Origin of the sequence: Polyangium sp. 15x6, assembly GCF_029960785.1 — a bacterium.
Taxonomy (GTDB): Bacteria; Myxococcota_A; Polyangia; order Polyangiales; family Polyangiaceae; genus Polyangium.
In genome coordinates this window covers 120,717-134,279 of record NZ_JASBQE010000006.1, presented here as the reverse complement: position 1 = coordinate 134,279, position 13,563 = coordinate 120,717, and the positions used below count along the sequence as shown (strand labels likewise).

9 protein-coding genes are annotated in these 13,563 nt (G+C 70.4%); 3 read left to right on the top strand and 6 right to left on the bottom strand.

Translation table 11 applies throughout. The features are described 5' to 3' along the window. Positions 1–31: 31 nt before the first annotated feature. Together QHF83_RS07145 and QHF83_RS07140 are read left to right on the top strand one after the other, a co-directional pair. Positions 32–1,558, top strand: a complete 1,527-nt coding sequence (locus tag QHF83_RS07145) for a hypothetical protein (protein WP_282417002.1) — start codon at positions 32–34, stop codon at positions 1,556–1,558. A gap of 1 nt (position 1,559) precedes the next feature. Continuing rightward, entirely contained in the window at positions 1,560–2,486 is a 927-nt protein-coding gene (locus QHF83_RS07140; RefSeq protein WP_282417001.1) for a hypothetical protein, read from the top strand. Between the two features lie 18 nt (positions 2,487–2,504). Here QHF83_RS07140 and lpxB read toward each other — a convergent pair whose 3' ends face one another. The 6 genes from lpxB to QHF83_RS07110 all read right to left on the bottom strand — a co-directional run bounded on the left by lpxB (position 2,505) and on the right by QHF83_RS07110 (position 12,778). After that, positions 2,505–3,647, bottom strand: a complete 1,143-nt coding sequence (lpxB, locus tag QHF83_RS07135) for a lipid-A-disaccharide synthase (RefSeq protein WP_282417000.1) — start codon at positions 3,645–3,647, stop codon at positions 2,505–2,507. Continuing rightward, a complete protein-coding gene (locus QHF83_RS07130; protein WP_282416999.1) occupies positions 3,644–4,888 on the bottom strand; it encodes an HRDC domain-containing protein in 1,245 nt (414 codons plus the stop codon). The genes lpxB and QHF83_RS07130 overlap by 4 nt, the downstream gene beginning before the upstream one ends. Then, positions 4,885–5,820, bottom strand: a complete 936-nt coding sequence (locus QHF83_RS07125; RefSeq protein WP_282416998.1) for a matrixin family metalloprotease — start codon at positions 5,818–5,820, stop codon at positions 4,885–4,887. The genes QHF83_RS07130 and QHF83_RS07125 overlap by 4 nt, the downstream gene beginning before the upstream one ends. After that, the gene (locus QHF83_RS07120) at positions 5,798–6,406 is read right to left on the bottom strand and encodes a hypothetical protein (RefSeq protein WP_282416997.1); all 609 of its coding nucleotides are present in this window, start codon (positions 6,404–6,406) and stop codon (positions 5,798–5,800) included. The genes QHF83_RS07125 and QHF83_RS07120 overlap by 23 nt, the downstream gene beginning before the upstream one ends. Positions 6,407–6,598: 192 nt before the next feature. Beyond that, positions 6,599–10,450 (bottom strand): MopE-related protein, encoded by a 3,852-nt coding sequence (locus QHF83_RS07115; protein ID WP_282416996.1) that lies wholly within the window; start codon positions 10,448–10,450, stop codon positions 6,599–6,601. A 228-nt stretch (positions 10,451–10,678) separates the two neighbouring features. Continuing rightward, positions 10,679–12,778, bottom strand: a complete 2,100-nt coding sequence (locus QHF83_RS07110; protein ID WP_282416995.1) for an OmpA family protein — start codon at positions 12,776–12,778, stop codon at positions 10,679–10,681. A gap of 429 nt (positions 12,779–13,207) precedes the next feature. Here QHF83_RS07110 and QHF83_RS07105 point away from each other — a divergent pair, with 429 nt between their 5' ends. After that, positions 13,208–13,492 (top strand): hypothetical protein, encoded by a 285-nt coding sequence (locus tag QHF83_RS07105; RefSeq protein WP_282416994.1) that lies wholly within the window; start codon positions 13,208–13,210, stop codon positions 13,490–13,492. The last annotated feature ends 71 nt before the right edge of the window (positions 13,493–13,563 follow it).

Sequence of the window (13,563 nt, the reverse complement as noted above, 5' to 3'; positions counted from 1 at the left end):
GAGCGCACGAGACGCGAAGAGGAGCTAGCGCATGCTCGAGCGGGTCGCGGTCCACCAGACGAGGCTCCGCACACCGGGCCTCGGCCTGGACGCGCGCGGCGTCGCGCTCGGCGCGAAGGGCGTGGTCCTCTTGCCCTCGATCGATCGGCTCGTCGCGTTCCTCGCCCTCTACACGAGGCAGGGCTCGCTCGCCGACATCCTCCGGTCGCTCGCGATCGAGGTCGTGCGCTCGAAGCTCGGCGCGCGCGAGGTGACGCTGACCTTCGCGGCCGAGACGAGCGATCGCATGGATCGGATCGCCGAGATCGCGCGCCTGGCGGGCGGGTACACGTTCACCGGGACGAGCCGTCACTTCGTCCAGTATCGCGACGCGGCGGCGCCCTTCGGCTACGACGTCGCGCAGATCAGCGCGGGCGACGCGACGCTCTGGCTCTACCACAACACGTTTTCGCAGAGCTACGAGACGGAGCGGAAGATCGACGTGCGTTCGCTCGTGCTGCGCCTCGAGCCGCACGCGGATCCCTCGACGGGGCGTGAACCGGGGCCGCGCTGGCTCGCCGCGGAGGCGGGGCTCGGGCCGGCGCTGATTCACTACTTCGTGCGCTCGGGCGTGACGGCCGAGGTCGGCGTTGCCGAGTGGCCGCCCGCGTCGAGCTTCGACGATGGCCCGGTGGTTCGGTACCTCTTCCGCGTGCCCGAGCTGCCGGAGCGCATGATCCCGCTGCTCACGCGCACGCCGGGCCTCTCGATGTTCATGCCGGCCGCGCCGGGCACGGCCGTGGAGGTGGGCTTCCGGCACCCCGTGAACCTCCGCGCGTGCCCCGTCTTCGCGGAGACGGGCCTCGTGCTCTTCCGTGGTCATGGCCTGGATCCGCTGGAGATCCCGAAGCTGCCCGCGCTCGGCGACGTGCGCGCCTTCGCGCGCATGGAGATGCGCAAGGACGTGGCCGCCGCGCGCGCGAGCGCCCAGCCGACGACCTCGGTCTCGGTCGCGCTTCGCCTCGTGCCCACGCTCGATCCGTGGCGCCATGTCACGGCGACCTGGGTCGAGGCCGAAGACCTGCCCGTGCTGCGCCGCATCGCCTACGCGCTCGGGCCGGAGAGCCTGCGCGCGGCGCGCGTCGCGTTCACCGAGCGCGGCGCGATCGTCCGGCATCCGACGGGCATCGAGGGCATCCCCGTGGGCCAGTTTTTCCGCGAGGTCCACAAGCAGCTCTACGTGCCCGCAGGCTACGACGTGGTGCCCGCGGTCGCTCCCGACGTGCTCTACCGCTCGCTCGGCGCGCCGCCGGGGCAGGTGCTCTTCATCGGTCGCGACGGCACCGTGCTCGGCGTGCCCGAGGAAGGGTTCGTCTCGCTCGAAGCGGCCGTGCTCGAAGCGCAGGCGTGGCTCCCGCTCGCGGCCGATCGCTTCACGGACGCGCTCTCGTCGGCGCTCGCCACGGAGCTGCCCGAGGTCACGCTCGGCGGCGTGGGCCTCAGGCCGCTGCGGGACGTCACGGCGAGCGACGACGGCGCTCTTCCTGCGCTCCCCGGGGGCGCGGGCAGCGGAGGCTAGCTTGGCGAGCGACGACGAACGGTTCGAGGAGCTCGCCACGGGGATCGTCACGCCCCTCGTCCTCGGCGGAAAATTGCGCCTCGCGCGGCCGTTCGGGCAGCTCGGGACGAAGCTCGGGGAGGGGAGGCACATCGTCGACGCGGACGTGCGCTCGCGGATCGACGTGGCGCGTGTCAGGCGCGCGCGGCTCCTCGCACCGGTCGACACGTTGCCGGATCTCGACGCGCACGAGTGGGCCCTCGCCGCGGCGCTGAACGACATCTTGCAGGTGACGAACCACGAGCTCGGCGGGCTCTTCACGAAGGGGCGCTACATGCGCCTCGTGCGGAGCGTGTTCGATCTGTGTGGCCAGATTCCGCCGCCGCATGACGTGGGCGCGGCGCTCGCTCGTCACGCGACGTTCGCCCGCGTGATGGAGCTCCACCGCGCGGATACGTCGGTGCGCTGGTGGACGGGCTCGGCGAGCTTCCGCGGCGTGCCTCCGCCGAAGCGGCTCTTGATGTGGCAAAACCTGCGGCGCGTGCACGTGGATACGCAGCGGGTGCCATTGCACGAGATGTGCGACGGTCTCCCCTCGACGGTCGCCGAGGGCTACCAGATCGCGCTCGCCGCGTGGCTCTCGCGCTCACCGCTCACGGACCTCGGTTCCATCACGCGTGCGGCGCCGGCCTTCGCCTGGTCGCCGGCGACGATCGCGCTCATCGCGGTCCCCGCGGGGCGGATCCTCGCGTTCCGGGTGCTCTCGCGGCAGCGGGCCGAGCACGTGAGCGCCGCGCTGGAGAAGGCGCGCGCAGGGCTCGACGGCGGGCTCGCGACGCACCGCGCGGTGGTGGAAGAATTTTCCCAGGAGGTCGTGAGCGCCTTCGAGGCGATGCGGGCCAAGCCGGAGAAGCGGACCGCGTCGGGGACGTCCTTGCCGCGCACGTGATCGTTTGCGGTCAAAGGATCAGAGCCACGGATCGAGCAAGGCCGCGACGCGTGCGCCGAACGGACCCGGGGAAGGGGGCCGGAGGAGCGCATCGAGCGCGCCGGCGTCGGCCTTCGCGCGTGCCTTTGGCGCGTCGTTCGTCAGGGAAGCGGCAGCCCGGGCGAGCGAGTGGCTCGTGGCCGCGTCCTGGAGCAGCTCGGGGTACGCGCGGCGGCCGAGCAGGACGTTCGGTAGGCCGATGTGCGGGGTCCGCACGAGGCGGCGGGCGAGCGCGTAGGTGAGGGGATCGACGCGGTAGCCGATGACCGTCGGCAGCCCGGCGAGCGCCGCCTCGAGGCAAGCCGTGCCCGAGGCGCAGAGCGCGAGATCGAAGGCGCCGAGCAGCGGAGATGCGCCGTGCTCCGCGTCGGCTTCGGCGATCTCGACCCCGGCGCGGCGGGCCGCTCGTTCGAGCTCGCCGCGCGCTCGCGCGTCGAGCCACGGGGCCACGAGCACGCGCGCCTCGTCCGCGTCGCCGCGCGCCGTGAGCATCGCGGCCGCCTCGCAAAAGAGCGGCGCGAGGCGCGTGATCTCGCCGGCACGGCTGCCCGGGAGCACGGCGACGGCGCGCCCCTTCGCGAGCCCGAGCCGGGCGCGCGCGACCTCGCGGGGCAGGCGTGGCGCCTCGGCCGACGGATGGCCCACGAACCGCGCGTCGTACCCCGCCTCGCGCCAGAGCGGCTCCTCGAACGGCAGGACGACGGCGAGCCGATCGACGGCGTCGTGGAGCGCGTGGATCCTCCCGGCGCGCCAGGCCCAGACCTGCGGCGCGACGACCCAGAGCACGCGTGTTCCGCGTCGCCGGAGCGCCCGCCCGAGCCGCGCGTTCAGCTCCGTGAAGTTCACGAGCAGCGCGGCGCGTGGTGGGTCTTTCTGGATCCTGCCGATCAGCGCGCCGAGCGATCTCCCGAGCGCCGGCACCTTGCGCAGCACGTCGAGCGTACCCATCGCAGCGACGTCCGACGTCTCCGCGAGCGTCTCCATGCCCTGCGCCCGGCATCCGCGCCCCCCGATCCCGAAGGCGCGCACGGCCGGCCCGAGCGCGCGCAGCACCTCGGCCGCGATGCGATCCCCCGAAGCCTCGCCCGCGACGACGAGCAGCGGCGCGCCCGCCCCGCTCACGAATCCTCGCGCGGCGCGCTTCCTCGTGCCTGCGTGGACGACTCGCCCGGCGCCGAGAGCAGCGACGCCATGCGCTTGCCATACCGCTCGACCCGCTTCGCCCCGAGGCCCGGAATCGCGGCGATCCGCGTGAGCGTCGCTGCGGCATCCTCCCCGGCGGCCGTCAGCAGGATGCTCGCGAGATCCTGCGCGCAATGCCCAGGCAGCACGGCCTGCTCGTCGACGCCGCGGCGCTTCGCCTCGGCGCGCCGGAACGCGCTGATCTTCGCCTCGATCTCGCGCCGCCGCGCGATCTCTTTCCGATCGATCGTCACGACCTCGAAGTGCGCTTGCTCCTCGGGCGGCACGTCCCCTTCGGCGGTGCCATGCGCGATCGCCTCGAGCCACCGCGCCGCGTGCCTCCCCGAGCGACCCGAGAGCGCTCCTGGCACGCGGCCGAGCTCGGGCATCGACGTCGGACGCATCCGCGCGAGCTCGAGCAGGATCTCGTTCGTGACGATCTTGAACGGCGGCACGTCGGCGGCCTCGGCGATCACCTCGCGCGCGGCCACGAGGCTCCGGAGCGCAGCGCGGCCCGGACGATCGAGCTTCTGCGCGCCCTTGACCCGCACGTACGAGGGGCGCGTCTCCCGCGGCGGCGCGAGCGCCGCGCGAAGCTTGTACGCGCACTCCTCCTCGATCTCGGCCTCGATGTCGATCGCGGACGCCTTCGCGGCGAGCGCCCGATCGAGCTTCAGGAGATACGCGACGTCGTCCCCGAGGTAACGCCGCTCCGCCGGCGAAACCGGCCTCTTCGACCAGTCGTGCTGCTGAAACCGTTTGTCGAGCACGACCCCGAGCTCCGCCGCGAGCACCGACGCGAGCCCCGTCGCCTTCTGGCCGAGGAATCGCGCCGTGACCGAGGTGTCTCGCGCGCGCGCGAGCGGCGCGCCGAACTCGGCGAGCATGCGCGCGTCGAACGTGAGATCGTGCAGCACCTTGATGGGCCCCTCGGGGCCGAGGAGGGGGCCGAGCGCCGCCGCGCTCGTGGCGAGCGTGTCGACGATCAGGACGACCGTCGTATCCCCTTCTTCCCAGGCGATCTGCGCGGCGCAGAGGCGCGGGCGGTAGACGAAGAGGCCGTTCGCCTCCACGTCCACCGCGATCGCCTTGGCCTGCATGGCGCGCTCGAGCGCGCCACCGAGCGCGTGCGCCTCGTCGACCCAGAGGACCTCGTACGGCGGCGCTTCAGGGCTCGTCATGGACGCGCGCGCTCGGCGCGGCGCCTCGCCGCGAGGCCGAGGGCGAGGGCGAGGGCCGCGAGCGCGGTCCCGCCTGCCGATCGAGGCGTCCCCGGGGCCGTCGCGCAACAGCTCCCCCCGTCATCGGGTGGGATCGGCTCCGGATTGCACTGCGATTCGAGCCCGCGGCGTGGCGTTGGATCACACGAGGCGGGGATCGGATCGCCGGGTGGATAGGCCGCGCAGATGCCCTCGATGTCGTCGTTCTCCAGCGACCTGAGCTCCGTCGAGCCTGGCGTGTAGTCGGCGAACATCGTCGCCGTGCCGTCCGCGGAGTGCGACATGCCCAGGAAATGCCCCGTCTCGTGCGTCGCGATCGAGGGCAGGTCGTAGAGGACGTTGTCGATCCCGGTCGTGAACTCCACGTTCGCCCCGTTGAGCTCCATGTCGGCGTCGTAGATCTCGCCGGTGTCGACGTTGTACGTGACCGTGGTCAGCGCGAGCGTGCTCCCCGCGCCGGCGTGCGGCCACACGTCGTCGTGGAAGAGGATGACGTTCGCGTTGCCGGCCTTCTTGTTGTACTCGTGCGCGTGGCACTCCACGGGACCGAGGTTCACGGCCTTGATGCGCGGGTGCTTGCCGTCGCCGCAATCGGCGTCGGTCCACTTCTTGAAGGCTTCCTCGAAGATTTGCGTCGCGTCGTCGACATCGATCTGCACCGACGCGTCCCTCTGCATGTTGAAGCCGACGCACGGGCTCTTCCAGAAGAGCTCGACGCCGCAGTCGGTCGGGCGCACGGGCGTGCAGCGCGCGCCGGTCCCGATGCCCTTGCAGCTCGTCGTGCGGCAATAGGCCGACGCCGTCGGCGCGAAGAACGTCACCGCCGCGACGAGCGAGAGCCCGAGCGCGAAAGACGCGAGCCGTCCCCGATTACTTGCGTTCGCGTGGCGCACGTTTCACCTCCTCGATGGTCACGAGCGCGCGCGAAAGCGTCGCTCCCACGAGCAACTCACGCGCGCCGATGCTGGGCCCGGTCCGCGGCAGGATCGTCCCTGCGTCCGGACTCGGCGCGAGCTTCAGCACGCCCCCCTCCGTGGTGATCACGGGGTAATGCCCCTGCGCCATCGCGGTCACGACGACGGCGGCAGGCGTTTTGTGCAGAAACAAAAGCGAGCGCTCTCCGGGCTTGAGCACCGCCTCGCCCGAGACCCACTGCCCGACGTCCCCCACGACGCCGCCGAGCGTCCTCACCCACACCTGCGTCCCAGGCTCGCCGACGACGGAGCTCTCCACGTCGAGTCGCGTGTACGTGACGATCCGCCGGCCGCTCGGGGAGTCTTCCCACATGCTCTGTCGTTCGGCCGCCTTCGCGACGACGACGTACGACGAGCTCGTCACGAGCTCATCGAGCGAGACGACCACCGAGACCGCCGCCGCGGCTTCTCTCGGGCCCGTGTAGGGCGAGTGTGGCGATACGAACAGCGCCGCCGGCAAGGCAAAGGCAAGTGACAGCGCAAGCAGGGAGCCTCGAACGCGCATGCGGGGAAGGATACCACCATCCCCTCGACGGCGCTCCACGTGGGGGCGAGATGCGCGCACGCGCTCCCGCGTGCCGTCGGGACACGCGAGGTTCGCCCTCTCCAAAAACGAAGCGCCGCGGCCCTCGAAAGGACCGCGGCGCCTCATCACTCCCGTGCGCGGCCTTCCGCGCTCGGAGAGCTCCCTACGGCATCAGCTGCGCCGTCGGCGGCGGACGAGCGCCGTCCCCGCCGCGAGCGCGAGCAGGAAGCCCACGCCAGGCGTCGCATCGTTGCCGGGCCGCGCGGCGCAGAGGCCGTTGCCCGTCAGGACGATGCCCTCGGGGGCGTCGTCGACCGGATCGAGCGGATCGCTTTCACCCGGATCGACCACGCCGTTCTTGTTCGCGTCCTCTTCGCCGTCCTTGAGGCCGCCGTTGTCCGTGTCCGCGTCGAGCGGATCGGTCGTCGTCGCGCCCTTGTCCCCGTCGGGGATGCAGGTTTCGGCCGCGGCGTTCGTGGCCGGGTTCGAGCAATCCAGGCCGAGCTCGGTGCCGTCGAAGAGACCGTCGTTGTCGCTGTCCGGATCGAGCGCGTTCTTCTTCCCGTCGCCGTCCGTGTCGTCGCCGGGGCTCGGCTCCTGACCGTCGGGCACGCCGTCGTCGTCGGAGTCCGCGTCGTTCGGGTCGGTCCCGAGATCGGCCTCCTCGTCGTCCGTGAGCCCGTCGTTGTCCGAGTCCATGGGCGGCACGATGTTGTCGTCGGTCGCATCGTTCGGATCCCGCTCGTTCGGATCGACGACGCCGTCCTTGTCCGTGTCCTCGTCGCCGTCGTTCACGCCGCCGTCGTCGGTGTCGGGATCGACCGGCGAGGTCGTCGTTGCGCCGTTGTCGCCGTCGGCGACGCAGTTGTTCGCCGCCGTGTCCGTGGCCGGGTTCGAGCAGTTCTTGCCCATCTCCGTGCCGTCCTTCAGCCCGTCGCCGTCGCTGTCCGGATCGAGCGCGTTGATCTTCCCGTCGCCGTCGGTGTCGTCCGTCGGGTTCGGCTCCTCGCCGTCGATCACGCCGTCGTCGTCGGAGTCCGCGTCGTTCGGGTCCGTACCGATCTCGTTCTCGTAGTCGTCCGTCAGCCCGTCGCCGTCCGTGTCCGGCTTCGTGGTGTCGTCCGTCGGATCGTTCGGATCGAGCTCGCCCGGATCCACGGCGCCGTTGCGGTTCTCGTCCTCGGAGCCGTCGATGACGCCGCCGTTGTCGGTGTCCGCGTCGAGCGGCGAGGTCTTCGTGGTCGGATCCGCATCCGCGATGCACTTGTTCTTCGACGTGTCCGTCGCCGGGTTCGAGCAGTCCTTGCCGCTCTCGGTGCCGTCGAAGAGGCCGTCGTTGTCGCTGTCCGGATCGAGCCCGTTGATCAGGCCGTCGCCGTCCGTATCCGCGCTCGGGTTCGGCTCCTCGCCGTCGATGAGGCCGTCGTCGTCCGAGTCCGCGTCGTTCGGGTTCGTCCCGATCTGCTCCTCGAGATCGTCGCTCAGGCCGTCGCCGTCGCTGTCGGTCGGCGCGTTCGAATCGTCGGCCGGATCGTTCGGATCCCGCTCACCGTCGTCGATCTTGCCGTTGAGGTTCGTGTCCTCGTCGCCGTCGGGCACGCCGCCGTTGTCCGTGTCTGCGTCGAGCGGATCGGTCGTCGTGCTCGGATCGGCGTCGGCGCGGCAGCTTTGCGCGTCCGGATCCGTCGCCGGGCTCGCGCAGTCCTTGCCGAGCTCGGTGCCGTCGAAGAGGCCGTCGTCGTCGCTGTCCGGATCGAGCGCGTTGATGAGGCCGTCGCCGTCCGTGTCGACGTTCCACTGCGGCTCCTCGCCGTCGATCACGCCGTCGTCGTCGGAGTCCGCGTCGTTCGGATCCGTGCCGTTCTGGGTCTCCACGTCGTCGGAGATGCCGTCGCCGTCGGAGTCCTGGCAGTTGACGTCGGTCTGGCCGTCGCAGTCGTTGTCGATGCCGTCGCCACAGATCTCGGTCCCGGGCGTGCCGGGGACCGCGTTGCACGAGGACGCGCCCGACCCGTCGCAGGCGATGACGCCCGACGCCATGCAAGCGCCGACGCCAGCGGAGCACGCCATGCCGAGGTCGAAGCCGTCGTCCGTGACGCCGTCGCAGTTGTCGTCGATGTTGTTGCAGGTCTCGACGCCGGGCTCGTCCGGGAAGGCGTTGCAGGCCGAGGTGCCGTTCGGCAAGCACTCGAAGACGCCCGCGGTCTGGCAGGCGCCGACGCCGGCCGAGCACACCATGCCGACGTTGAAGCCGTCGTCGACGGTGCCGTTGCAGTCGTTGTCGAGGCCGTCGCAGATCTCCGCGCCCGTGGGCACGCAGACGCACGTGTTCGTCGCGGCATCACAGGTCGGCGTGGCGCCGCTGCAGTGCGTGTCCGTCACACACTCGACGCAGGTGTTCGGCGTCCCGGCCACGTTGCAGACGGGCGTGGGCGCCATGCAGTTCATGTCCGACTCGCACTGATCGATGTAGATCGGCGTCGGCGGCTCGTCCGGCGACGGACCGTTGCCGTCGGTGGGCGTGTCCTGGGCAGGCGCGCCGGTCTGGCCCGCGGCCGTGATGGTCGCCTGGTTCAGGATCGTGCCCGTCGCGTCCGGGTTCACGGTCACGCGGAACTTCACGGTCGTCGTGTCGTTGACGAGCATCGTCCCGCCGTTCGTGCCGTTCGCGCCCGTACCGAGCCGGATGAGCACCTCGTTCGTCGCGGCGTTGTACTCGCCCTGATCGTCGGCGAGCGCATCCGTCTTCGCGCCCGTGTTCGGGCCCGACACGACCTCGATCGAGCCCGGCACGTACGTCACGCCCATCGGGATCGGGTCCACCAGCACGGTGTTGATGGCCGTGTCGTTGCCGGTGTTCGTCGCGACGATCGTGTACTCGACGACGTCCCCTACGAGGAGCGCACCGCCGTTCACGTCGACGGCCGACTTCACAGACGTCGTGAAATCGGGCTTGAACGTGGGGATCGAGGTCACGAACCCGGCGAGCCAGTAGACGTCACCGGTGCTCGTCGCCGAGATCGGCGCGGACTTTTGGCCTGCGGTGAGCTGGCCCGTGATGTCCACGATGTCCATGTCCATGCCCGAGTAGCTGCCGGCCGTGCCGTCGAGCTGGGGCAGGTCACCCGCCACCGTCACGGCGGCCCCGAGGTTCGTCCGCGTGCGGTTGAAGAAGTTGGTCGCGGGGTTCAGCGCGTTCGAGAGCTGCACGTTGTTGAAGGAGAACGAGTCTCCCGAGACCGACGTGTCGCCCTCGAAGGCCACGACGCCGAGCCTCGCGTTCGCGAACGCGGGCGGCACGTTGAAGCCCGAGAGGGTCACGTTCTGCGGGTTGCCGTTGCCCACGGCGTCGAGCCCGTCGAAGATCGCCAGGTTGCGCGGCGGATCCGAGGCGCGCTCGTAGAGCACGACCATCCACCAGGCCGCGAACGTGGTCTCGTCGATGATGCCGTTCGTCGGCTCCACGTCGACGCCCGAGACGCGGTATGCGCCGGACCCTTCCGCCTGCACGATCGACGTGATGTCGACGACGCTCTGGTAGGAGTTGTTCGTCGACGTGTACGCCTGGCCCGCCGTCAGGTTCTGGCTGAAGCCGTTCGGGCGATCCAGCGTGGCCGTGGTGTCGGCGCCCGAGGAGCTGCGCGTCCCGCCCCAGTAGAGGTACGCGTGCGTGACCGTCGCGCCGGCCGGGATCGTGAGGATCGCGGTGCTCCGCGCCTGCGCCGCCGTGATCGAGGTGTTCGCGGACGCCTGCGTCGGGAGCGGCTCCTGCGACTGCCAGAGGAGGTCGATGCCGCTGTCGTTGTCGGCCGGCGTGTTCGTGCAGCCCGTGGCGACGTTCACGCCGGCGGGCAGGAGAGGCGCGGGGCCCGCGCAGTCATGCCCGAGCGTGTTGCCGATGAGGATGAAGTCGCCCTTCTGATCCACCTGCACGCGCAAGTTCGGCGCGGCAGCCGCGTCGCGGGCGCAAATCCCGAGCGCCGTCACGCTCGCGAGGCCCGCCAAAAGCAAATGTCTTCTCATGTCTGATCCCTTGTCGCAGTCCTTTGGTGTTCCAACGGATTGCTCGACGGCCCGACCGACCGTCTTTTGGTGAGGTGGCGCGGCTCTCTGAAGCCTTACGCCACGCGGATCTCGGCCCGACCTCAGGGGAGCGAGCCGAGGCGACGAAGCTAGGGACCCGGAGGCCCTTTCGAGCCTCCGGACCGTGGGTGAAACGGAGCGCCCGCCTTCGCGGACGCTCCGCTTCCGTCACTTCTTGGTGGGAGCCGGTGCAGCCTTCTTCGGCGCGGCAGGCGCGGGAGCAGCACCCTTCGGGGCCGGAGCCGCAGGCGCGGGAGCGGCACCCTTCGGGGCCGCAGGCGCGGGAGCGGCGCCCTTCGGCGCGGCCGGGGCAGCACCCTTCGGCGCGGCCGGGGCAGCGCCCTTCGGCGCGGCGGGCGGCGGCGGAGGCGGCGCGACGTTCTCGTACTTCTTGATCGAGCCGTCCTTCATCTTCTTCTCGAGGATGACGAACTGCACGCGGCGGTTCGCCTGGCGGCCCTCCTCCGTCGCGTTGTCGCCCACGGGACGATCCGGGCCGTAGCCCATCGTCGACATGCGATCCGCGCTCACGCCGCGCTTGGCGAGCGCGGCCTTCACCGCGTCGGCGCGCGCCTGCGAGAGCTTCGTGTTGAGCTGCTTCGAGCCGCGGCTGTCGGTGTGGCCCTGGACCTCGACCTTGATGAGCTCCGGGTGCTCGTTGAGCACGGCCGCGACCTCGTCGAGCAGCGTATCGCTGACCTTGCGGATCGTCGCCTTGGCCGTGTCGAACTGCACCTGCTGCAGGATGATGACCTCGGTCTCGGTGACGCGGACCGCCTTCGGGCAGCCGTTCTGCTTCGGATCCGGATCGGGCTTGCCCTTCTCGTTCGGGCAGGCGTCCTTGTCGTCGCGGATCGTGTCGCCGTCGGTGTCGCCGGGGCAGCCGTTCGTCGCCGGATCGTTCGTCTTGATGCCGGGGATGTCCGGGCACGCGTCCTGCGCGTCGTACACGCCGTCGTTGTCCTTGTCCGGCGGGCAGCCGTTCTTCTTCGCATCCGGATCGGACACGCCGGGCACGTCGATGCAGGCGTCCTGCGCGTCGATGATGCCGTCCTTGTCCTTGTCGGGCGGGCAGCCGTTGCGCGCCGGATCGGGATCGGACACGCCCTTCACGTCCGGGCAGGCGTCCTTGTCGTCGTAGATCCCGTCGTCGTCGCTGTCGGGCGGGCAGCCGTTCTTCTTCGGATCCGCGTTCGCCACGCCCTTGAGATCCGGGCAGGCGTCCTGCACGTCGAGGATCGTGTCGTTGTCGCGATCCGCCGGGCAGCCGTTCTTCGCCGGGTCGGAGTGCTTCACGCCCTTCACGTCGACGCAGGCGTCCTCCTTGTCGACGATGCCGTCGCCGTCCGTGTCCTTCGCCTTCCACTTCGGCGTGTACGCGAGCGAGCCGACGACGCGGAAGTCCGGCGTACCGATGCCGGAGGCGAGGCCGGGGCCGGCGGCGATGCCCGCCTCGAAGTTCTCCGCGAAGCGATACTTCGCGCCGACGAGCGCCTCTGCGTTGAGGCTTTGCCGCGTCGTGTCGCGCATCGAGGCGACGATGTTGAACTCGGGGCCGATCTGGAAGTTTCGCTCCTCGCCGAGCAGGAAGCCGATGCCGCCGCCCGCCACGAACGTCGTACCGAGCAAGACGTTGTTGAAGTAGTTCTGATCCGGGCGAATCTCCGGGCCGACCGCGACCGAGTACACGAACCGGTCGTGTTTACCGCCCACGATCACCTGCGGCAGGCCGCGCACGTTGCCGTCCGTCACGAACGAGCCGGTGCCCGTCGGCACCCAGACGTAGCCGCCGATGCCGAGCTGGAAGATGCTGTCGTAGTCGCCGACCACGCGCAGGCGAAGGCCGAGGCGCAGGTCGCCGAAATCGGCGCCGCTCGGCGAGCTGATGCCGAGCGTGTTCGTCGGATTTTCGCCGTTCTGGTAGAGGGCGACGGGCACGTCGACGTTGACGAGCAGCCGCTCGAACAGCGCAAACGATCCGTTGAGGTGCAAATAGAGCTGGTTGCTCACGACCGAGCCGAGCGACTCGTCGTCGCTCTGGCGACGCAGCACGAGGGGGTTGTGCGCGTAGTCGACGATGAGCGCGGCGTGCGGCGTGAGCTCGCCGGCCACGTAGGGCGACTGAGCGCCGAAGAACCGATCACCGGCCGGGGCGGGGTAGAACCGGTTGATGGCGAGATCGTCCGCACTTGCCGGCGCGGCGATGCCCGCGATCGACCCCAGCGCCGCCGCGCAGAGCAGCCACCTATGTCCCTTGGAAGTTCGCATCGCGTGATTGACCTCTCGAATTGTCGTGTCGGAGTCCGCCCAAAGGAAGGCTCGACGGAAGACGTCGCCCTGGAGTGACCCGAAGATGTCCGCCGCATCGCTGTATGTCTCCGGCGGCAGCAGACACGAGACCCTACCTATACACGGACTGTGCCGGCGACGGACCACAAACGATCGGGCCAAATCACGTTTGTCGCCTGATTTCAGTGAGGCTTGCGGGCAGCAACCCCGGGCCTCAACTGAGGTCTCCGCTCCTCGGATCGCGTGCCGCGCCATGCCGCGTGTTGCGTGCGTCGTTACGCAACGATCCGGAACCAGTCGCAATTTCAATGGTGGTCTCGCCGTTTGGCCTGACCACCTACCATCGTCCCTGCCGCACCCGCCTCACGGGATCGTTGACAGCGGAATCGGCCCGGCGACGATGCCTCCGTGCTCCTCCCGCTCCTCCGCGCGCCGATCGCGGCCCTCGCCCTCGGCGCCTTCGCCACCGCCCCCTTTCAATGCGCGCGGGATCCCGATCCCGAGAAGGCCATGGAGGAGCCGCCCGAAGACGCGCTCTATCAGCTCGCCGAGCAGTTCCGCGAGCGAGGCGACAAGGAGGCGCGCATCACCACGCTGCGCTTCCTCGCCACGCGTTACCCCTCGAGCCGCCACGCCGAGCGTGCCCGGCAGGAGCTCGCCGAGCTCGGATCGCCGCTCCCCGCACCCCCCTGAACGGCCTGGAAACGTGGGAAGCGGGCGTGCTCGACGCCCTTCCGGGGCGAAACGTGCTAAGCGCAGCCGAC

What these genes read in the sequence shown, in the direction of transcription:
- QHF83_RS07130 (WP_282416999.1), bottom strand. Translation starts at nt 4,888, where the DNA reads ATGACGAGCCCTGAAGCGCCGCCGTACGAGGTCCTCTGGGTCGACGAG.
- QHF83_RS07115 (WP_282416996.1), bottom strand. Translation starts at nt 10,450, where the DNA reads ATGAGAAGACATTTGCTTTTGGCGGGCCTCGCGAGCGTGACGGCGCTC.
- QHF83_RS07145 (WP_282417002.1), top strand. Translation starts at nt 32, where the DNA reads ATGCTCGAGCGGGTCGCGGTCCACCAGACGAGGCTCCGCACACCGGGC.
- QHF83_RS07110 (WP_282416995.1), bottom strand. Translation starts at nt 12,778, where the DNA reads ATGCGAACTTCCAAGGGACATAGGTGGCTGCTCTGCGCGGCGGCGCTG.
- QHF83_RS07120 (WP_282416997.1), bottom strand. Translation starts at nt 6,406, where the DNA reads ATGCGCGTTCGAGGCTCCCTGCTTGCGCTGTCACTTGCCTTTGCCTTG.